Origin of the sequence: Erythrobacter sp. F6033 (assembly GCF_023016005.1) — a bacterium.
Taxonomy (GTDB): domain Bacteria; phylum Pseudomonadota; class Alphaproteobacteria; order Sphingomonadales; family Sphingomonadaceae; genus Erythrobacter.
Window position 1 is genome coordinate 1,381,515 of record NZ_JALKAZ010000001.1, and the last position, 20,269, is coordinate 1,401,783.

21 protein-coding genes and 1 tRNA gene are annotated in these 20,269 nt (G+C 53.8%); 13 read left to right on the top strand and 9 right to left on the bottom strand.

All coding sequences use genetic code 11. The annotated features are described in order from the left end of the window. Nucleotides 1–229: 229 nt before the first annotated feature. The 3 genes from tpiA (at nucleotide 230) to MWU39_RS06510 (ending at nucleotide 3,216) form a co-directional block, all read left to right on the top strand. Complete coding sequence (gene tpiA, locus MWU39_RS06500; RefSeq protein ID WP_247159202.1) at nucleotides 230–1,003, top strand: triose-phosphate isomerase; 774 nt, start codon at nucleotides 230–232, stop codon at nucleotides 1,001–1,003. Nucleotides 1,004–1,081: 78 nt separating this feature from the next. After that, complete coding sequence (secG, locus tag MWU39_RS06505) at nucleotides 1,082–1,474, top strand: preprotein translocase subunit SecG (RefSeq protein WP_247159203.1); 393 nt, start codon at nucleotides 1,082–1,084, stop codon at nucleotides 1,472–1,474. A 104-nt stretch (nucleotides 1,475–1,578) separates the two neighbouring features. Next, nucleotides 1,579–3,216, top strand: a complete 1,638-nt coding sequence (locus MWU39_RS06510) for a CTP synthase (RefSeq protein WP_247159204.1) — start codon at nucleotides 1,579–1,581, stop codon at nucleotides 3,214–3,216. Between the two features lie 424 nt (nucleotides 3,217–3,640). Here MWU39_RS06510 and MWU39_RS06515 read toward each other — a convergent pair whose 3' ends face one another. After that, nucleotides 3,641–4,120, bottom strand: coding sequence for an Hsp20 family protein (locus tag MWU39_RS06515; protein WP_247159205.1), 480 nt, complete (start codon nucleotides 4,118–4,120; stop codon nucleotides 3,641–3,643). 165 nt (nucleotides 4,121–4,285) lie between these two features. Between MWU39_RS06515 and grxC the strand changes: the two genes are divergently transcribed. The 4 genes from grxC to MWU39_RS06535 all read left to right on the top strand — a co-directional run bounded on the left by grxC (nucleotide 4,286) and on the right by MWU39_RS06535 (nucleotide 5,972). After that, nucleotides 4,286–4,549 carry a glutaredoxin 3 gene (grxC, locus tag MWU39_RS06520; protein WP_247159206.1) on the top strand — a complete coding sequence of 88 codons (264 nt, stop codon included), beginning with the start codon at nucleotides 4,286–4,288 and terminating at the stop codon, nucleotides 4,547–4,549. An 8-nt stretch (nucleotides 4,550–4,557) separates the two neighbouring features. After that, nucleotides 4,558–5,376, top strand: a complete 819-nt coding sequence (locus tag MWU39_RS06525; protein WP_247159207.1) for a carbon-nitrogen hydrolase family protein — start codon at nucleotides 4,558–4,560, stop codon at nucleotides 5,374–5,376. Nucleotides 5,377–5,385: 9 nt separating this feature from the next. Beyond that, entirely contained in the window at nucleotides 5,386–5,862 is a 477-nt protein-coding gene (locus tag MWU39_RS06530; protein ID WP_247159208.1) for a DUF1178 family protein, read from the top strand. Between the two features lie 33 nt (nucleotides 5,863–5,895). Next, nucleotides 5,896–5,972 (top strand) — tRNA-Arg (locus MWU39_RS06535). A 4-nt stretch (nucleotides 5,973–5,976) separates the two neighbouring features. Here the strand turns inward: MWU39_RS06535 and MWU39_RS06540 are convergent. From MWU39_RS06540 to MWU39_RS06550, 3 genes are read right to left on the bottom strand one after another with little or no spacing between them, the layout of a single operon-like run. Further along, complete coding sequence (locus MWU39_RS06540) at nucleotides 5,977–7,203, bottom strand: MFS transporter (RefSeq protein WP_247159209.1); 1,227 nt, start codon at nucleotides 7,201–7,203, stop codon at nucleotides 5,977–5,979. Next, nucleotides 7,200–8,114, bottom strand: a complete 915-nt coding sequence (locus MWU39_RS06545) for a haloalkane dehalogenase (RefSeq protein ID WP_247159210.1) — start codon at nucleotides 8,112–8,114, stop codon at nucleotides 7,200–7,202. The genes MWU39_RS06540 and MWU39_RS06545 overlap by 4 nt, the downstream gene beginning before the upstream one ends. Nucleotides 8,115–8,173: 59 nt before the next feature. Then, nucleotides 8,174–9,037, bottom strand: coding sequence for a mechanosensitive ion channel family protein (locus MWU39_RS06550; protein ID WP_247160324.1), 864 nt, complete (start codon nucleotides 9,035–9,037; stop codon nucleotides 8,174–8,176). 153 nt (nucleotides 9,038–9,190) lie between these two features. Here MWU39_RS06550 and MWU39_RS06555 point away from each other — a divergent pair, with 153 nt between their 5' ends. From MWU39_RS06555 to MWU39_RS06570, 4 genes are all read left to right on the top strand, one after another. Next, nucleotides 9,191–10,351 carry an acyl-CoA dehydrogenase family protein gene (locus tag MWU39_RS06555; RefSeq protein ID WP_247159211.1) on the top strand — a complete coding sequence of 387 codons (1,161 nt, stop codon included), beginning with the start codon at nucleotides 9,191–9,193 and terminating at the stop codon, nucleotides 10,349–10,351. Between the two features lie 127 nt (nucleotides 10,352–10,478). Beyond that, on the top strand, nucleotides 10,479–10,778 hold the full coding sequence (locus MWU39_RS06560; RefSeq protein WP_247159212.1) for a septum formation initiator family protein: 300 nt from the start codon (nucleotides 10,479–10,481) through the stop codon (nucleotides 10,776–10,778). Between the two features lie 180 nt (nucleotides 10,779–10,958). Further along, nucleotides 10,959–12,053, top strand: a complete 1,095-nt coding sequence (gene pdhA, locus MWU39_RS06565; RefSeq protein ID WP_247159213.1) for a pyruvate dehydrogenase (acetyl-transferring) E1 component subunit alpha — start codon at nucleotides 10,959–10,961, stop codon at nucleotides 12,051–12,053. A gap of 3 nt (nucleotides 12,054–12,056) precedes the next feature. Beyond that, on the top strand, nucleotides 12,057–13,415 hold the full coding sequence (locus tag MWU39_RS06570; protein ID WP_247159214.1) for a pyruvate dehydrogenase complex E1 component subunit beta: 1,359 nt from the start codon (nucleotides 12,057–12,059) through the stop codon (nucleotides 13,413–13,415). Between the two features lie 79 nt (nucleotides 13,416–13,494). Here MWU39_RS06570 and MWU39_RS06575 read toward each other — a convergent pair whose 3' ends face one another. From MWU39_RS06575 to MWU39_RS06585, 3 genes are read right to left on the bottom strand one after another with little or no spacing between them, the layout of a single operon-like run. Beyond that, nucleotides 13,495–14,202: a TadE/TadG family type IV pilus assembly protein gene (locus MWU39_RS06575; RefSeq protein ID WP_247159215.1), complete on the bottom strand. Its 708-nt coding sequence runs from the start codon at nucleotides 14,200–14,202 to the stop codon at nucleotides 13,495–13,497. Then, entirely contained in the window at nucleotides 14,199–14,798 is a 600-nt protein-coding gene (locus MWU39_RS06580) for a TadE/TadG family type IV pilus assembly protein (RefSeq protein WP_247159216.1), read from the bottom strand. Before MWU39_RS06580 ends, MWU39_RS06575 begins: the two co-directional genes overlap by 4 nt. Continuing rightward, nucleotides 14,795–16,777: a Tad domain-containing protein gene (locus MWU39_RS06585; RefSeq protein WP_247159217.1), complete on the bottom strand. Its 1,983-nt coding sequence runs from the start codon at nucleotides 16,775–16,777 to the stop codon at nucleotides 14,795–14,797. Before MWU39_RS06585 ends, MWU39_RS06580 begins: the two co-directional genes overlap by 4 nt. A gap of 211 nt (nucleotides 16,778–16,988) precedes the next feature. Between MWU39_RS06585 and MWU39_RS06590 the strand changes: the two genes are divergently transcribed. Continuing rightward, entirely contained in the window at nucleotides 16,989–17,633 is a 645-nt protein-coding gene (locus MWU39_RS06590) for a hypothetical protein (RefSeq protein ID WP_247159218.1), read from the top strand. Nucleotides 17,634–17,672: 39 nt separating this feature from the next. Further along, nucleotides 17,673–18,137 carry a hypothetical protein gene (locus MWU39_RS06595; protein ID WP_247159219.1) on the top strand — a complete coding sequence of 155 codons (465 nt, stop codon included), beginning with the start codon at nucleotides 17,673–17,675 and terminating at the stop codon, nucleotides 18,135–18,137. Here the strand turns inward: MWU39_RS06595 and trmFO are convergent, their stop codons facing one another. Both trmFO and MWU39_RS06605 read right to left on the bottom strand, forming a co-directional pair. Beyond that, nucleotides 18,138–19,508, bottom strand: coding sequence for a methylenetetrahydrofolate--tRNA-(uracil(54)-C(5))-methyltransferase (FADH(2)-oxidizing) TrmFO (gene trmFO / locus MWU39_RS06600; protein WP_247159220.1), 1,371 nt, complete (start codon nucleotides 19,506–19,508; stop codon nucleotides 18,138–18,140). Between the two features lie 43 nt (nucleotides 19,509–19,551). Next, complete coding sequence (locus MWU39_RS06605; RefSeq protein ID WP_247160325.1) at nucleotides 19,552–20,184, bottom strand: fatty acid desaturase; 633 nt, start codon at nucleotides 20,182–20,184, stop codon at nucleotides 19,552–19,554. Between the last annotated feature and the right edge of the window lie 85 nt (nucleotides 20,185–20,269).

Genomic DNA, 20,269 nt, shown 5'->3' on the forward strand with positions numbered 1-20,269 from the left:
GGTCTATTCCGGCGATTTGATGGGCTGAGCGGCGGAATGACGCAGCGGCACCCATAGGTAAGCGCCCGTAAGGGCTGGTTTGGAAGCGCTTTATCGGCCCTGCGACCTCGCGGCAACAGGTCTGACAGTCTTTTGACTGTATCTCTTTACTCGTCTAGCGGACGCGGCCCCCTGACCCTACATCGGGTCCACAGATTCGTCCGACTAACGGACTTTGCAGGATATTGAGATGCCCAAGCGGCCATACATCGTTGGAAACTGGAAAATGCATGGAACCCGCGCCATGCTTTCAGAGGCTCGTACAATTGACCGCGCCGCCCAGCGCCACATGAAAGTTGAGGTGGCAATTGCGCCTCCTTACACACTGATCCATCCCGTCCATCGGGAAGCGGAACAGATTGCGGTTGGCGCTCAAGATTGTCACCATGAAGAGAGCGGTGCCCATACTGGCGATATTTCGGCTGCGATGGTTGCCGATGCTGGCGGAAAATTCGTCATCCTCGGTCATAGTGAGCGTCGTCAGAATCATGGCGAAACTGACTCGGAGATCAAAGCAAAGGCAGATGCTGCGCTGAATGCCGGTCTGCGGATCATTCTTTGCTGCGGTGAAAGCGAGAAGACGCGCGATTCTGGGAAAGCGGTTTCACACGTAAAGAAGCAGTTGAAAGCATCTCTGCCTCAGTTCGAAGATTCGTCTGAAGACATCAGCGAACGGCTTACTGTCGCTTATGAACCAATCTGGGCGATTGGAACCGGCAAGACAGCAACCACTGACGATATTGCCGAAATGCACGGTGAAATCCGGGCATTGTTGATTTCACTTTATGGTGAAGAGCACGGGGCAGAGGTTCGCATTTTGTATGGCGGATCTGTGAAGCCTGAGAACGCAGCCGAGATTTTGGCCACGCAGGATGTCGGTGGGGCTCTTGTTGGCGGAGCCAGCCTTACAGCGGACAGTTTTATGGGCATTGCGATGGCAGCGGGCGAAGCCGAGGAAAGCTGACAGTAGGCAGGCAAGACTTGCCGCTTGCCAATGCGCACCCTAAGTAGCGCCAGTAATTCAAATCGAGATCACACAGACATGTTCCTTTTCCTAACTGTTTTGCAAGCTATCGTCGCCGCTGGTTTGGTCGGCGTAGTCCTTATGCAGCGTTCTGAAGGGGGCGGTCTTGGCATCGGCGGAAATCCGAATGGCGCACTCGGTGCGCGCGGTGCAGCCGACTTTCTGACACGCGCGACCAAGTGGTTGGCGATAGCGTTCGTTGCTTTGTCAATCGCGCTGGCCGCCGTTGCCGTCAACGAAACCAGCAGCAATTCGATCACGTCCACACTCGATCGCGAAACCCCGGCAGCGACTACTGAAGACTTGCTCGGCGGCCCTGCAGGTGGAGAAGCTGCAGATCCGCTCGCGGGTCCGGGTGAGGGCGCTGAAGGAACGGAAGCTCCTGCAACGGGCGATCCACTCGCCGAATAACTCTGCATAAGCAGGTTTTTCTGACATTGGTTGTGGATGGCAGGGCAATTGCTCGCGCAATTTTCTTGCCACGAATCCAGTTCTACCCTTAAGGCTCAACTCCCATGGCGCGGTACATATTTATAACCGGCGGCGTGGTTTCCTCGCTTGGCAAAGGTCTTATGGCAGCAAGTCTTGCTGCTCTCCTTCAAGCGCGTGGCTACAAGGTCCGCATTCGGAAATTCGATCCCTATCTCAATGTCGATCCCGGCACGATGAGCCCGTATCAGCATGGCGAAGTCTATGTGACCGACGATGGCGCAGAGACGGACCTTGATTTGGGGCATTATGAACGCTTTACAGGCGTCTCTGCCCGCCAAAGTGACAACATCACGTCTGGCCGCGTTTATCGGGACATTATCGCAAAAGAGCGGCGCGGAGATTACCTTGGCGCGACGGTCCAAGTCATTCCGCATGTAACCGATGCTATCAAGCAATTCGCTTTAGATGATCAGGATGATCACGATTTCATTCTTTGTGAGATCGGCGGGACGGTTGGCGACATCGAATCCCTGCCATTCATGGAGGCGATTCGTCAGCTTCGGAACGATTTGGAGCCGATGCAAACGCTTAGTGTCCATGTGACACTTGTTCCCTACATCGCGGCAGCAGGCGAACTTAAAACGAAACCGACACAGCATTCCGTGCGTGAGCTAGCGAGCCTTGGGATCAAGCCTGACGTGCTGCTGTGCCGCGCGGAGCATCCTATTCCAGATAGCGAGCGTCAAAAAATCGCGAACTTTTGTAATGTTCGCAAAGAAGCTGTGATACCCGCGCTGGACGCTCCATCGATCTACTCGGTTCCCTTGCAATATCACCAGGTGGGCCTCGATGCAGAGGTACTGCGCGGCTTTGGCATCACCGACTCTCCTGATCCGGATCTAACCTCTTGGAATGATGTGACAGACCGTTACTTCAATCCAGAGGGTGAAGTGACAATTGGCGTTGTCGGCAAATATGTCGGCCTTCCCGATGCCTATAAGAGCCTAAATGAGGCCTTGGTTCACGGTGGATTGGCCAATCGGGTCAAGGTGAACATCAAGTGGATTGATGCTGAGGTTTTCGAAGGCGAAGACGAAAGCGCCCTTCTGGCCGAGCTTGAACCCTTGCACGGCATCCTGGTGCCCGGCGGCTTTGGTGAAAGAGGTAGCGAGGGTAAGATCGCAAGTGTCAAATTCGCGCGACTACGCAAAGTCCCATTCTTCGGTATTTGTCTCGGCATGCAGATGGCATGCGTGGAAGGCGCGCGCGAAGCTGGTTTCGAAGCTGCATCCTCAACAGAATTTGGGGAAACGAGTGAGCCTGTCGTCGGAATTATTACCGAGTGGATGAGCGAAGAAGGTATTCAAGAGCGTGAAGAGGGCGGCGACATGGGCGGCACCATGCGGCTTGGGGCCTATGATGCCAAACTCGGTGCCAACAGCCACGTTTCGCGCATATATGGCGGGGCGAGCGAGATTTCCGAACGTCATCGACACCGCTATGAAGTCAATGCACGTTACATAGATCCGTTGGAACGTCAGGGTCTGGTATTCTCGGGATTGTCACCGGATGGCTTGCTACCCGAAATTGTTGAGCGGCCTGATCATCCTTGGTTTGTAGGGGTGCAATTCCATCCAGAATTGAAATCTCGTCCGTTTGATCCGCACCCACTCTTTGCTGGTTTTATTGCGGCGGCGTTGGAGCAATCGCGTCTTGTATGACCTGTTCCAGGGCCAAGTGATTGAAGCGAAATAGTAACTTTGCATGAGTGGTCATATCTCTGCAATTCTACCAGCTGCATGGATATGTCGCGTTTTTACAATTCGATACGATTAGTCTTGCGCGATAACGCATCTGCGGCTTACGAGCCTGCGCACTGTAGTTTTTCGTAAGGGGGCGCTGTTAGGCGTTTGCGAAAATTGCTGCAGACCAAGACGATATTCAAATGCGTTGCGGCAAGGCTGTTTCGAAAACCAGGCTTTGCCAAGCGCATTTTACAAAGCTCGATACGGTGTTGACCGTCTTCTGCGACCCGGACGGTGAGCATCGAAACGAGGCGGCTTATGGTCGCAGGGGCGGATCATTGCGATCCGCCCCTACCTTTTTCAGATGAGTTCTATTCGTGTGAGTTTTGTGCGTACGCGCTTACGCAGCGTCGGTGGATTTCTCTTCCGAGCCGTCCGGTACTGCGGTCAGCGTTGGAGCGCCGTTTACCGCGATTTTCTTCGGTTTCATTGCCTCTGGCACTTCGCGGACCAGATCAATGATCAATAGCCCGTCTGCCATGTCGGCTTGTTCCACGCGCACGTGATCAGCGAGTTCAAAACGCCGTTCGAAACCGCGATTGGCGATGCCTACGTGCAGCATTTCTGAACCGCTATCGACATCGTCGCGCTTCTTGCCGTGAACAGTCAGAAGATTCTGTTGGGCTGTGATATCGATATCTTGCGGCCGGAACCCAGCAACAGCCAGTGTTATGCGATAATTGTCTTCGCCGCTGCGCGCGATGTTGAAAGGCGGGTAATTGTCGCCTGAGTTGTTGCGCGCCTGACTTTCCAGGAGGTCGAACAAGTGATCGAAGCCAACGGTGCTGCGGCGGTATGGAGTAAAATCTAAACGTGACATAATTTGCAAACCCTCGTGTTTGAGCAATTTGAGCATTTATGCAGACCTGCCTGATGCAGCGTCCGCGCGTGATGCCGCTTATTGTGTTCCCCTAGACTGGCGAAACACTGCGACACCGACTATTTGGGTGGAGAAGAAACACGTTTCAAGAGGTTCGAAACACTCATGAGCACGCCAAAAATCGATATCTACACCAAGTTCACATGCCCGTTCTGCGTTCGCGCGAAGCGTTTGCTCAGCTCGAAGGGCGTAGAGTTCAATGAGTTCGACATTTCGATGGGCGGACCAAAGCGCGAGGAAATGCTTTCCCGCGCTCCAGAAGCGCGCACTGTCCCACAGATTTTCATCGGTGATACTCACGTCGGCGGTTCGGATGATCTAGCGGTTCTTGAAAGTTCAGGTGAGCTGGACGCCCTTTTGGCGGGCTGACCAGCGCTATGCCGAAAATCGCCCTGTTGCAGATGACTTCCGGGATTGATCCGGAGGAGAACTATTCCTCTGTTGAAGCGGCGGCAAAAGAGGCATCGCGGGTCGGCGCTGAGGTGTTGTTTACTCCTGAGATGTCGCTGTTGCTGGATCGTGATCGTACGCGAGCCGCAACTTGGGTGAATTCGAACGAACCCATCCGAATGCGTGAATGGCTGGCCAGGCTGGCCGCTGAAACGGGCGTAGATCTGGCGATTGGCTCTATGCCGTTCCCTGCTGATGAGGGGCTGTGGGCCAATCGAGCGTTCTACTTTGACGCAACGGGTGCGGAGCGCGCCACTTACGACAAGATGCATATGTTCGATGTTCACCTTTCAACTGGTGAAACCTGGCGTGAAAGCAGCGCTTACAAAGCTGGTGATTGCCCCGTTAGCATTGATGATACACCGATGGGTAAACTCGGCCTTACGATCTGTTATGATCTGCGATTTCCAGCTCTATTTGAAGAACTCGGTAAGCGCCGCTGCGATACTATTGCCGTCCCCGCTGCATTTACAAAGCCAACGGGTGTCGCCCACTGGCACGTAATGCTGCGCGCGCGCGCTATCGAAGCCAGTGCTTTCGTGATCGCGGCAGCGCAGGTTGGGAAGCATCAGGATGGCCGCGAAACATACGGTCATAGCGTTGTCGTTGATCCATGGGGCGAAGTGTTGCTCGATATGGGCGGCGAAGACGCGCATCTGGCATATTGCGACATTGACCTCGAACGCATCAATGAAGTCAGGGGGCAGGTTCCAAGCCTTGCCAACAAGCGGGAAATCCCCAATTAGACCGACACGATGATAGTCTACGATCTCCACTGTGAACATGGCCACCAGTTCGAAGGATGGTTTGGCTCGTCGGCTGATTTTGAGGATCAGCAGGCGCGCGGCTTTGTTTCATGTCCCGATTGTGGTTCAGCACGAGTTAGTAAGGCGCCAATGGCTCCCGCCGTCCCGGCGAAGGGCAATACTCGGACCGAGCAAAGTCCACCTTCAGCATCGAATGCTGGAAAGCCTGTTTCCAATCAGCCAATTCCTCCCGAAGTTGAAAAGGCTATGAAGGCGCTCGCGAAGGCTCAAGAAAAAGCTCTCGAAAAAAGCACTTGGGTCGGAGAGCAATTTGCCGAGCAGTCGCGCGAAATGCATTATGGAGAACGTGATGAGACACCGATTCACGGGCAAGCTACACTAGAAGAGGCTAAATCTCTTATCGATGAAGGCGTGCAAGTTGCACCGCTTCCGTTCCCGGTGGCACCTCCAGACAAACTCAATTGATTAGCAACGCCTCAGTGCTAATGGGGTATCTGTGTCCCCGTAGCTCAGGTGGATAGAGCGTTGGATTCCTAATCCAAAGGCCACAGGTTCGAATCCTGTCGGGGACACCACGCTTCACGCCGTATTTAGCTGCGTGACGCCGCTTCCATAAAGCTTGAGGGCGAGCGCGCACAATGCAGTGAGCGCCGCGCAGCAGATCAAGACAGCCGTAGCAATCCCATCCCAGCCAAATGCGTCGAATATTGCGGGGCCTAAGAACGAAAACGCTCCGCCGCCAATGAACATGATGACGATATAGATGGTGGTCAGCCGTGTGCGCAGTGCGGGCTCTTTCGATAGAAAGGTCATGCGGCTGCCGACATCGATTGCTGGACCGACGGTCGACGTGATCAGGATCGGTATCATCAAGAGCCAGATGCTCCCGCCGAATGGTAGAAGTAGTGCGGTGCCGGCAGTCTGTATCAAAGCGAGATAGAGGCGAGCGCGGCGAGGGCCAATTCGATCAGACCATTTCCCGAGCCTTGGAGTGGTAAGCACGCTGAGAGCTGCAAAACCAGCGAGATAGCCAACAGCGTCCGTTCCATATCCCATTTCGGGCGATGTCAGGTGCAGGGCCAAAGCCAACCAAAGGGCGATGAATTGACCAAATCCGATGGCTTGAATAGCGCCTGAGATGATGATCTCTGGGTGCGAACGCAGCAGAGGGAACACTGAAAGCACCAATTGTAGATAAGGTTGCTTCGCTTCTTTAGGCGCAGCGACCTCAGATTTGGGCATGATCCGTGGCAACGCGATTGCGATTGCGACCATTGCGATTGTCGCCGCCCAGTAAACGGTTCGCCAGCCAAAGTGTTCGGCAACGACACCAGCGCCGACGCGGGCGACAAGTATGCCAAATAGAATTCCCGCAGTTAATGTTGCCGTTACATGTCCAAGACGTTCCGGCGCGACCCGTTTGGATGCGTACGCTGGCAGTAGATACGGGGCGATTGTGAAAAACCCCAGAAGCGTGGAGCCCGTGGTGAACAATACAAAGCCTGGCGCAAGTGTCATAAGTGCCAAGCCGAGGCACTGCCCGGCGGTGAATACAATCGTCAAATTGCGGTTCGAGTAACGATCACCCAACGGCAGCAGCAAAAGGATGCCTATCGCCAACGCTAGTTGATTGAGGGCTGGCACAATCCCGATTTGTGCATCGCTTATGCCAAATCCGTCGGCAACATCTCTGATTATCGGATGGATGTAATATGCGTTGGCCGTGACCACAGCGACCGCAAGCGCCAAGAGCAATTCTTGGCGCCGGGTCAGGTGCGGGTATGTGGCTTTTTCATCGTTGCTCAAGCGAGGAAACCAGCCTTTTGAGTTGTATCAATGACGCCTTGCGCGAGTTCAACGGGGCGATCCTCCTGACAGAAATGTCCGCAGGTTGAGAGCATACCGTGAGGCATATCCTTGGCACCTTGTATCCGCTTGATGAGTGGCTCAGCCAAACCGCCAGTCACCGGGTCATCCTCGCCAAACAAGGTGAGGAAAGGTTTGTCGAAGGAAGAGAGTCCCTTCCACGCCGCAATATTCTGCGCGATTCCATCCATACCATCCTCCACAGGAACGAGTGCAGGAAAAGCGCGAGCCCCGGCTTTGCTTGGCTCATCGGGGAAGGGGGCTTCATAGGCCGCGACTTCAGCCTCGGTGCGCTCTGTCGCGGTTGCGCGTTGAAGCAGCTCTCCGATCTGGAACTCTGGAGAGCTCTTCGCAAATTCCCGCCACGCTAAAAATGCTGGAGAAGGCGTTCCGCCGGTCGGTAAGAATGTGTTGCTGGCAACGACACACGCAAAGCGGCTTGGCTCTTCGCCGACCATTCGCAGTCCAAGCAGTCCGCCCCAATCCTGGCAGAATAGAGCTGCAGTTTCAGGAACAATGGCGTCACGCCACTGCTTCAGCCAGCTGACGTGCTTGTCATAGGTATAAAAAGCGATGTCATCAGGCTTATCACTTTTTCCGAAACCAATCAGATCCGGCGCAAAGCACCGGAACCCAGCCTCCACCAAAACCGGGATCATTTTGCGGTACAAAAAGCTCCAGCTTGGCTCGCCGTGGAACAACAGCAAGGGCGGTCCGTCCTTCGGGCCTTCATCAAGGTAATGCATTCTACCTGAAAAGCCCTCGCCGAGATCGATGTCGCGCCAATTCTCGGCAAAGGGATAGTCAGGGATCGCGTCAAATCGCGTGAGGTCGGCCTTCAGAATCTGCATTGGAATCGTCTCCTCTTTTCAGAAGATCGGTAGCATAGAAAAACTGAATCCCGATGCCTTTATGCGTTTTCGCCGGGTTGTTCGCCCATTGGCACACGCTCTTTGAAAGTGTGCGTGATGTATGGGAACGGAATTTCGATTCCGGCGTCGTCGAGACCACGCTTGATAGCTCGCACCACTTTGTCTTTGGATTCCCACCCCGAACGTGGCGTGGAACCTGACCACCAGCGTACGAGGAAGTCCACCGAGGAGGAGTTGAACTCTTGGGCAAAGATGTCGACGCCCTTTTCGGTGTCGACTTCTTCCACTGCAGAAACAGATTTTCGAATTACCTCGGCCGCTTCATCCAAGTCCGTGTCGTAGGAAACACCGATCACAACATCATGCCGCCTCTGATCTTTATCCGTAAGAATTTCGACGGGGTTTTTGAACAATATCGAATTCGGCACCACAGTGACTTCACCAGACAATTTTCGGATATGGGTTTCGCGCAATGTGATATGCTCGACCTTTCCGACGATGCCTTCGCATTCGATAACATCACCGATGCGCATCTTCTCCCTAATCATGATGAGAACGCCTGCGAGGAAGTTCTCGAAAATGTCCTGAAAGGCAAAACCGATTGCAACTGCACCGATACCAAGGCCAGCGATCAGGCTCGACGGTGTAAGATCGGGAAACAGCACAATTGCTGCGATCATCAAGCCGAGGATCCATGTCCCAAGTTTGACAATTGTTTCTATTAGATTTCGCAGGCTAGGACGCAGATCGGTCTTACCGATTAATCCGTCTGCGATTTTGACGGTAAATTTCGCCGCAATCGCCGTGACGAGAATGATAAAGAGAGCGATTGCAAAATAAGGCAGCGCATCAATGAAATCGTTGCCCATTGAGTTCAGTTGGTCGATCAATCTGTTCAGCATAGCAGTCTTGGTGTTCTCCTGTTTGCTAACCAACGTGACACTCCGCATGATCGTTCCGAAACAGTTGACCGGCCCGACCCAAATGATGCGGTGGACATTGCCGAGAATGCCAGCCAATCAGCGATCAGGGTTACAGAATGGATGCAATTCAAAATGCCGACTGAGACTGACGACATCGTTGAAATCCGCCGAGCGGTGCGGGCTCTCTGTGATGATTTCCCTGGAGAATATTGGCGCGCGAAAGACGCAGCGAGGGAATATCCGGGCGAATTTGTCGACGCTCTCACAAAAGCAGGTTTTCTGGCTGCGCTAATTCCGACAGATTTCGGGGGAAGCGGGCTGAGCCTTGATGAAGCCGCGGTGATCATGGAGGAGATTCAGGCATCCGGTTGCAATGGCGGTGCAGCCCACGCGCAGATGTACATCATGAACACGCTGCTACGTTACGGGTCTGATGCGCAGAAGAGTGAGTATTTGCCCAAAATCGCTAAAGGCGATCTGCGTTTGCAGGCCTTTGGTGTTTCGGAGCCCACAAGCGGGACAGACACGCTAAGTCTGAAAACCCGAGCCGTCCGTGATGGTAACGAATACGTGATCTCTGGCCAAAAAATCTGGACGAGTCGGGCGGAGCACTCCGACCTGATGCTTCTGCTAGCGCGCACGACCCCGCGCGATCAGGTGGAGAAGAAGACCGAAGGGCTTTCAATGTTCCTCGTCGATATGCAGCAAGCAGTCGGCAATGGCATGGAAATCAAACCAATCCGAACAATGATGAATCATTCATCGTGTGAGGTCTTCTTCGACGATCTGAGAATTCCGGCAAGCGCCCTTGTTGGCGAAGAAGGGAAGGGCTTTCGCTACATCCTTTCAGGCATGAATGCTGAGCGAATTTTGATCGCGGCAGAATGCATTGGCGATGCCAAATGGTTTATCGATCAAGCGAAAACCTATGCCAGCGATCGCAATGTTTTCGCGCGGCCGATCGGCCAGAACCAAGGCGTCCAGTTTCCTATCGCGCGTTGCTATGCGCAGATGCGCGCAGCCGAGTTGATGGTTCATCACGCAGCATCGGTTTATGACGAAGGTGGAAACCCAGGCGAAGAAGCCAATATGGCAAAACTGCTCGCCTCCGAAGCGAGCTGGGCAGCTGCTGATATGTGTGTTCAGACTTTCGGCGGGTTCGGGTTTGCTGAAGAATACGATGTCGAGCGCAAGTTCAGAGAGGCCCGCCTCTATACCGTGGCTCCGATCTCGACCAATCTGATTTTGTCATATCTGGCGGAGCACGTTTTGGGTTTGCCTCGATCATACTAGTGGTTTCAGGTGTCATATTGTCCACGCAATGGGGCAACCAGACCGGAAATTTTGCGTTCTATCATCTTTCGGCTTGATACGGACGGTTAACTATGATTCTGTGGAAGCAGGATCGAGGGACAATTCAATGCGTAAACCAGCGAAGGAGCAGATGCGGCAGGGCTTGGCTCTGTTTGTGCTTCTTGTGCTCACAGGTTTGGCGATCGCAGGGCCCACCGGATTGTTGGCTTGGAGCGAGAATTCGCAAGCTTTGGAACAGCGGACCGCGCAAATTGCGATGCTTACCGAAAAACGTGATGCGTTAAAGAACCGGGTGCAGCTTCTTAACCCCAAGGCTGCCGACGCCGACCTTGCAAGTGAGTTGGTGCGGCGAAATCTTGGCGTTCTGCATGCCGATGAAGTCGTGATTACCATCGAAGACGAGTAACTCGCGCATACGAATTCTCCGCATCGCCAAATGATCAAGCCGAGGAATCTGCGATTTTTTGTGGCCCGTTGAGGCCTGCTTTACGTTGCGTCTTTCATGGCTTCCTGATTATAGCGATTGTGGAATTAGGCGCTTTCCTTCCCAAGGATCTGCGCCAGCAACAATTAAGGACATTTCACCTTGGCCAAGAAGCCCGCCGCCAAAAAGACGCCAGCAAAGAAGCCCGCGACAACCGTAGCTCCGCAAGACGATCCAGATTTTGTGCTGCACTCGCTCCAGACGGAGTTTGAGGCTGCGAAGCGGTTTGACGCGAATGAAGATCAGATGATGGAATTCTATCGCCAGATGCTTCTCATCCGCCGCTTTGAAGAGAAAGCAGGTCAGCTCTACGGCCTTGGGCTGATCGGAGGATTCTGCCACCTTTATATCGGGCAAGAAGCCGTTGCGATTGGTCTTCAGAGCGCGCTCGATAATGACAAAGACAGCGTGATTACCGGGTATCGTGACCACGGGCATATGCTTGCATATGGTATCGATCCGAAGGTTATCATGGCGGAGCTGACCGGGCGTGAGGCCGGCATCTCTAAAGGGAAGGGCGGCTCGATGCATATGTTCAGCACCGAGCACAAATTCTATGGCGGCCACGGCATCGTGGGCGCCCAAGTCGCGCTTGGCGGCGGACTTGCGCTTGCGCACCAATATAATGACGATGGAGGTCTGTGCCTCGCTTACTTCGGAGATGGAGCTGCCAACCAAGGCCAAGTCTACGAAACATTCAATATGGCGGCCCTATGGAATCTCCCGATCGTTTTCGTAGTTGAAGACAACCAATATGCCATGGGCACCGCGTCCAAACGTTCATCAGCCGAAACCCGTTTCCATCGCCGAGGCACAGCTTTCCGCATTCCAGGCATGGATGTGAACGGTATGGATGTACTTGAAGTGCGTGCTGCCGCTGAAGTCGCATTCAAACATGTGCGTGATGGTAAAGGTCCAGTTCTGATGGAGCTGAACACCTATCGGTACCGTGGCCATTCCATGTCAGATCCTGCGAAGTACCGTACTCGTGATGAGGTGCAGGATCAGCGCGACAATCACGATCCGATTGAACGGTTGAAGAAGGCTCTGATTGAAGTAGGCAAAACCGAAGAGGAATTGAAAGCTATCGATAAAGACATTCGCAAGACTGTGGCGGAATCCGCTGATTTTGCGGAAAATTCCCCTGAGCCAGCGCCGAGCGAACTCTACACAGATGTTCTGGTGGAGGAGTATTGATCCATGGCTATTGAACTCAAGATGCCAGCCCTTTCGCCGACGATGGAGCAGGGAACGCTCGCCAAGTGGTTGAAGCAAGAAGGCGATACCATCGAGCCCGGTGATATCATCGCCGAAATTGAAACCGACAAGGCGACCATGGAATTCGAAGCGATCGATGAAGGCGTTCTGACGAAGATCATTGTCGCCGAAGGCAGCGAAGATGTGGCGGTCGGGACGGTTATCGCCGAATTGCAAGGCGAGGGCGAAGAAAGCGCTCCGGCTCCTGCTGCTCAGGAACAGAGCTCAACGCCTGCAGTTGAAGCTGAGCCCGCACCGGCGCCAGAAAGACCCACAAACCAACCTCAAAACGATCCAGACATTCCCGAAGGCACCAATTTCGTGAGCACAACCGTGCGCGAAGCTTTGCGCGATGGAATGGCCGAAGAAATGCGCAGTGATCCGCGCGTTTTCGTGATGGGTGAAGAGGTCGCTGAGTATCAGGGTGCCTATAAGGTAACCCAAGGCCTTCTGGATGAATTCGGGCCAAAGCGTGTGATCGATACTCCGATCACAGAGTATGGCTTCGCAGGTGTTGGAACGGGAGCTGCGATGGGCGGTCTTCGTCCAATCGTTGAATTCATGACTTTCAACTTTGCGATGCAGGCCATCGACCACATTATCAATTCTGCGGCCAAGACCAATTACATGTCCGGCGGTCAGATGCGGTGTCCGATCGTATTTCGTGGCCCTAACGGTGCAGCAAGCCGCGTAGGTGCGCAGCACAGTCAGAACTATGGCCCATGGTACGCGAGTGTCCCGGGCCTGATTGTCATTGCGCCGTACGATGCTTCGGACGCAAAAGGGCTGATGAAAGCTGCGATCCGTTCCGAAGATCCAGTTGTCTTCCTCGAGAACGAGCTGGTCTACGGTAAGAGCTTCGACGTGCCTGATCTTGATGACCACGTGCTGCCGATTGGTAAGGCGCGGATCATGCGTGAGGGAGCTGACGTGACCATCGTATCCTATTCCATCGGAGTGGGTTTCGCTCTGGAAGCGGCGGAGACACTTGCGGGCGAGGGCATCGATGCCGAGGTGATTGACCTTAGAACTCTGCGTCCGTTGGACACGCAAACTATCCTTACGAGTCTGGCGAAGACCAACCGCCTTGTTATTGCCGAAGAAGGTTGGCCCACATGCTCAATTGCGAGCGAGATCATCTCGCTTTGTATGGAGCAGGGTTTTGATGATCTGGACGCGCCGGTTCTACGTGTGTGCAACGAAGACGTGCCGCTTCCCTATGCTGCGAACCTTGAAAAGCTTGCCTTGATTGATGCTCCACGCATCGTCGAAGCTGCGAAGAAGGTTTGCTACACGGATTAAGCGCAAAGACGACAAAGCTTACAAAAAGGGGCCGCGCTCGAACACTCGAGCGCGGCCCCTTTTTGTGTCTAGATAATGCTTATGAAGGGCGGTCAGCCGAGTATGTGTCGCAAGACGCCACAGGCGAAACCGGGTTTGTTTGATAAATCTGGGTCAGGTCGCGCTGGTCGCGAACGTTGAAAGCAGCAGTGTACTGAATTTCAGTATCGCCATAGAAATCGAATGGGGTAACCGGCTCGTAGGTGTATGAAACCTCTACAAACATGACAGCGGTTCCGCTGCTTGCGGTAATCTCTTTGCCCGTTTCGCCCATGCCATCAAAGTCGGTGCCGCTCGCGCCATCACCCTCTACGCCGTAACTGGAATCATAGACCTTTGCGCCCCGGCACCTTTGCCAATGAATCCACTGACCACCGTCAGCATTCACCTCAAGGCTAGAGAGTATGATGCGACCGTTTTCGAAGATTTCATTTTGCTCACCGAGCTTTTCAGCACCGATAAACGCCTGATTGATGTCATCTTCAAAGACCTGACGGTTCACAAGGACATCAGCCTCACCAACACGAGATGCGTTATCGGCAACCTGCATGGCGATCTGGCTGATCTGCATATGTGTGATCGTGAAATATGCTGTTTCAGTGCCCAGCATGCCCAAGCCGATGAAGATTGGCGCGGTGAAAGCGAATTCCACCATCGCCACACCGGATGTGTGATCTTTTAACTCGCGCAGTTTTCTGCGGAACTTGGTGTTCGCAGCGCGTGCTCGCTGTTGGACCTTGGCAATCATGTGCAATTCCCGGTGGTTGTGGCGCGATCTTGTTGGTCGAAAGGCTGGTTGCGAAGTACGGTAGAAGCGCGAAGCTCAACATCTTGCGGAAGACCCGCAAGTCCGTACATCGGGAACAGTCGCGGATAGGTTACGACAGCAGTATAAAGAACCGCATCGCGTGCACCGCCGATACCGCTTTCGCCCCGATTGGCATCCCATTGACCGTTGCCATTTGAATCAACGAACGGCTCGTTGTCGTTGCAAATGCCGTCATTGTTATCGTCGGTATACTCTTCCTCTTCACCGATATCTTCGAAATCGAAGTGAGAGAGCTTTTCCAGGGTTACGGTCGCGCTGCTTGGCACCACGTTTTGAACTTGGCCGATCACCGCCTGATCAATTGTCGACTCCCGGCTGCCGGCGTTCTCTAGTGTGAGATCGCGTCCGGCTTTCTGCATCGCACCGTTCATCAACGCTGATGTGTATTGCGAATGCGCCATATCGAACACCCCCATGATCATCAGGATGAGGACCGGAGCCACCAGACCGAATTCGGTCAGAGTGGCTCCGCTCTCATTTTTCCTGAGACGATTGTTTTTGAACAAGCGCATCATGCTGTGAGCCTCAGTGCGGCGATCTTCTCGGCGATCTCTTTAAACGCATCATCGAGCGAGTCAGCATCACTAGCGGAATATGCCCGGCCAGTAGTTGCGCAGTCGATCAGGTTCTGCGTGAGCGTAGTTCCGAAGGCGACGACCCAGACAGAAATGTTCTTGTCCCGCGCCGCTTTACAGGCAGCTTGGAAGCGCGCCTCGTGGCGGGTGTTGCCCGTCGCTGCTGAACCATCGTCGGTGACCCGGCGATCCCACCATTCGATGCCATAAGGCGTGTAAACGGTGTTGCTTGTCGACAAAATACCGTCAGTCATAAAGATGATGTGACGCGAAATCGCATCGCCATTTGGAGCTGTGGCATTCTCTGACGAGAAAATTCCGTCCGGCGAAATGAAGCGACCGCCCCAGATCATGCCGATGTCATGATAGGTAGAGCCCCGACCAACGAAGCCATTCGAAGCGCTGAGCCAATCTTCCAGCTCGGTGCGGTCGTTGAATTTCGCAAGTTTCCTGGCCGCTTTCGGGCAAGTGGTTGACGGGTTCTGACTCCAATCTGTCGTTGTGATTTCTTCGTCACGGCTCCAGTCACCGGTTTCGGTATCGAAACGGTAAAACACCAGCGACGCCAATATCGGCTTCCAGTACTCACTGGCCGAATTCGGTACCAAATCGATGTCAAGATCGTTCGCGCTTGCAGGGAGCGGGCTGAACGTGCCGGTATTCGACGTGTCAGCTTCTTCGATGCAGCCATTCCATGTGTGCGCCTCATTTGCACCGTTCGTCCCGGTTGGCGCGATCAAAGATCCTGTGCTGTAGAGCGATGACAGATCGTATTCGATTTCATCAAAACGATATGCGAACGTTTCGGTTATTTCTTGGACTTGGCCAACCGTCACTGTTCCATCTGCGGTGTAGGAATATTCGTCATACGTAATGTTGCAGCTGCCGCCCGTGTAGTTGCCGCTGACGAAGTTCCAGAGCACTTTCCAAGTGATTTCGCCCTCATAGGTTGCCTCACCCGTGGTTCCGCTAGATGTCTGGGATGTAAGGGTCAAATCACTGGTATCGAACTCATAAGGGATATCCCAGTGTGGATAGCCGAATGCATAATCGACGCACTCGTCATATGTCAGGCCGGGCACACGTGTTTCGTTTGCCCCCAGATACGGATACCCATCGTTGTCGCCAGTTTTCGTGGAGCTGATCGCTCCATTTTCATCGTCAACCCAATCAATTTCTTGGATAACCGTTGGCTCGCGCGATTGATAAGTGTGCGTATCTGCAAGCCATGCGCTGCTCAAGTGAGCGCCGACATTGATTGAGCTTGAATAGGGCAGAATACCGTAACGGACCTGAGCAGAATTAGACGTCGCTGCATCAACAGTGTCGTAGAACGTGAGTGCCGATGCGCGGAGACTTTTGATCTTGGCATTTGTCGCTTCGACATTGTTGCACGAACCGCCGTTTGGATTGTCGGGCGCGCAGTTCATCGAACCGGTCACGTCGAGTACAAACATAATGTCCGTGTTCGAAACATTGATGTCCGCTTCGCAGTTTACCGACAGATCGAATTCATCGTAACCGAATGCGCCCATGATGCTTGATGGAAGGGTACCAGAAGCGGAACCTTGAACTTTGCCGTCTTCGGTCGCGGTGTAGACGCGGGAGCGATCCTCCATCCCGAACAGGCCATCTTCAAAGTTCTGATCGAAGAAGTTGTTGGCAATCTGCTTGTGAGAATCGTCAAAAGTATCGGCATCCATTGCACGGCGTGCGGCGAGGGCACCAGCGTCGCAGGCGGCCTGCAAGCGGGTGTCAGCCATGTAATATCGACTTGCGTCGACGCCTCCGCCAACCATCGCCATCAACGGCACAAGTGACACGGCCACGATAACAATCGTATTGGCTGTCGCATCCTGCGTCAGCGAACGCCAAAATGTTTTCGGCGCTGCGGTTTCTTGCTCGTTTTTAATAGCCATAAGGCGAATATCCTCGTGCGTGTTCCGGAACAAAATAGCTCGGAAAAGCAATTGCATTGGGTCGGCTTAGCGCAGCGAAGTAAGCGAAATTCCAAGCTTTGTGGTTAACGAGAGACTAATTCTGATTTTATCCAAAGAGACCGCTCGCGACTGGGCCGATAAAGGCGCCGGTATTGACAATGTGCCCCGATCACAGGCTACGGGCGGGATTGTGACCGAAACATCAGCCCTTGAACTACCCGCAGAGCACAGAATTGCTATCGCCTACACCCCCGAAAAGGTTCGCGGCCCGTTAACCACCTATCTGAATTTTGATCAGCGTTTGGCCCGGATTGTTGCCGGAACAACCGAACCCATGCTCGGTCAGATGCGGCTCGCTTGGTGGCGCGATATGCTGATGAAACCAATCGATGATCGGCCGAAAGGCGATGTAGTGTTGGACGCGATAGGATGTGATTGGTCCGGTGATGAAACGTCCTTGATCAAGCTCGTCGACGCTTGGGAAGTCTTGGTTGTTGCGGAAAAACTCGATCTCAAAGCTGCGAAGGAATTTGGTGCTGGACGCAGTGCTCCATTTTTAGATCTTGCCGATACTGAAAACTTGGTTCCCGCTATCGGGGCAGTGTGGGCAATCGCCGATGCCGCTTCGCAGGTTTCGGATGACGTAGAACGCGCAGTGCTTATCGAAGTCGGCTTAGATTTCGCCAAGACCGAAAGGTCTTATCCATCGGCCCTGCGCGGGATTGCAGTCTTGGACGCACTGGCATCGCGTGCGCTCAAGAAAGGCGGTCGCCCTTTAATGGAGGGTCGAGGCGCTTCACTAACAGCGTTTCGCGCCGCTTTATTTGGACGGTAAAGGTGTGTATTCCCTAAGCGTTGGCTTTGGGAGGTCTAATTGCGCCAGACAATACTTGGGGTTTTCGTCGGACTGTTGCTTGCCGGAGTTGGTGTATTTTGGTGGCAGGGACGCGCTCAAGTAGAAACAAATGCGCCCCCTCCACCTGAAGCCGAAGAAGTCGTGCTGGCCGATGACGAACTGCCTTTGACAGATCCTGGCGATATGGAAGGGCCGGCACCGCCAGAGGCAAGCGAACTCACTAGGGAGGAAAAGCGCTTTTTCCGATACGACCGAAATCGTTACCGAAAAATCACTCGTAACGAGATGCTCTCGTCACGTTCGGATGGATTTCGTAAGCTCGATGTCGATGGCAACAATCTGCTCACATTCGAAGAATGGGCAGTAACAACTGGCAATCGGTTCGATGAGATGGATGCGGACGGAAACGCCGAACTCACTCAAAGCGAGTTCGCGACAAGCAAGCCGAAAGCCCGGCCGAATAGGCCTCGCTGCCGGTGCTAATCAGGCTGGCACAGGCTCTGACAGCTCGGCGATCCAAGCCTTGAGATCTTGCTTGGCACGCGATGTGTAGGCTTCTTTGCGTTGTTTCTTACTCACCTCGTGCAGAGGCGGGAAAAGGCCGAAGTTCACATTCATCGGTTGGAATGTGGCTGCATCTGCATCACCAGTGATGTGACTGAGTAAGGCCCCAAGTGCGGTTGTAGAGGGTAGAGGCTGCCAATCGCGCCCTGATAGCTCCGCTGCGGCCATAATTCCTGCGACCAACCCGATTGCGGAGCTTTCGACGTAACCCTCGCAGCCCGTCACCTGACCTGCAAAACGAATATGTCGGGCAGCGTTCAATCGGAGTTGCCGATCAAGAACCTGAGGGGAATTAAGGAAAGTGTTCCGGTGTAGACCGCCTAGCCGGGCAAATTCTGCATTTTCCAAACCAGGTATCGTGCGAAACAGTTCGACCTGGCCTGCATATTTCAGCTTCGTCTGAAAACCGACCATGTTCCACAATGTGCCAAGCTTGTTGTCCTGACGCAGCTGTACGACAGCATAAGGCCAGCGTCCTTGTGGGAACTCTTCATTTCTGTCGAATGGATTGTCGAGGCCGACGCCTTTCATCGGACCATAGCGCAGCGTCTCGACACCGCGGGAGGCCATCACTTCGATAGGCATACAGCCATCAAAGTAAGGGGTGTCTGTTTCCCATTCTTTGAATTCCGTTTTTTCGCCTTCGATCAGCCCTTGATGAAACGCAAGGTATTGCTCTTTCGTCATCGGACAATTGATGTAATCGCCATCTTCGTTGGATGCTTCGGTGCGTTTGTTCCAGCGGGATTGGACCCAGCATTTCGACATGTCGATACTGTCACGGTGGATGATCGGGGCAATCGCATCAAAGAATGCAAGGCGTTCTTCCCCGGTCGCTCCGACGATGCTCTGCGCCAATGATTGCGCGGTCAAAGGCCCCGTTGCCACAATGGTGAGACCGCTCTCTGGCAAAGTGTCGACACGTTCACGCACCACTGTGATATTAGGATGGCTGGAAAGCGTCTTTTCGACCTCGGCGCTGAATACGTCACGGTCTACGGCCATGGCACTGCCGGCAGGTACGCGGGCGACTTCGCCTGCACGCATAACGATGGAATCGAGCTCTCGCATTTCATGATGCAACAGACCTACGGCGTTCTTGGTGTCATCATCAGAACGGAAGCTGTTCGAGCATACCAGTTCGGCCAACCCATCTGTTTGATGTGCCGGTGTCATTTCGCCGGAACCACGCATTTCCGACAAGCGGACTTTTACGCCGCGTTTTGCAAGCTGCCATGCGGCCTCTGAACCAGCCAAACCGCCGCCAATAATGTGAACATCATGTGCCATAGGGTGCAGCACTTAGGCGTTGCACCCGTTCGCATCAACTCGGCTATCGTCCTAAGACTGGCCGGATGGCTTTGGCGAAGGCAGGCTCAACGGCCTCAAGCCGCTCCGCAAGTGTCGGAAGGTGCTTCACAGGAACGCCGGGAAAGAGGTGATGCTCCAGATGGAAGAACATGTTGTAGCTGACCGCATTGACCATCCTTCCTCGCTGAGTGCGCGCGACTAGGGCGCTTTCATCGCAGCCGTGATGAGTAATCCAGACAGCGAACAAAGCTGTGAAACATTGAGCCAGAAGCATCGCAAGGAAATGCCACGCGATAAACGCCAAACCGAAGCTGAACGCGAGAGCGGGAAGGGCAAAGTTAAGGCCAAGATCGATCAAGACTTTTCGCCGCCAAACGGGCCCACCTTCTCGAAGTGCTGCAATATGGCATTCTAACGGGAAAAACGGGCCATAGATGATAACCTGCCAAAGGCTCATCTGGCCGGCCTTGCCTTCCAAATCTTGTTTTGTGTTTATGTGCTGGTGATGCCGAAGGTGGTTGAATGCAACCGAGTGGTTGCTGCCTAACATAACCAGACTGAGGGCATGAAGAACCATTCTATGCCCGAGGCTTGAGAAGCCTAGGTTATGATGGATGGCTTCATGGTTGAGCCTGAGTGCGGTCAGGAAAAACATGAACTCGGCCACGAAGGCGAGCGGCCAATAGCCAAAGTGAAAGAGAACTAGACCCAAGAAAAGCCAAGGCAGGGGATGTAGGCAT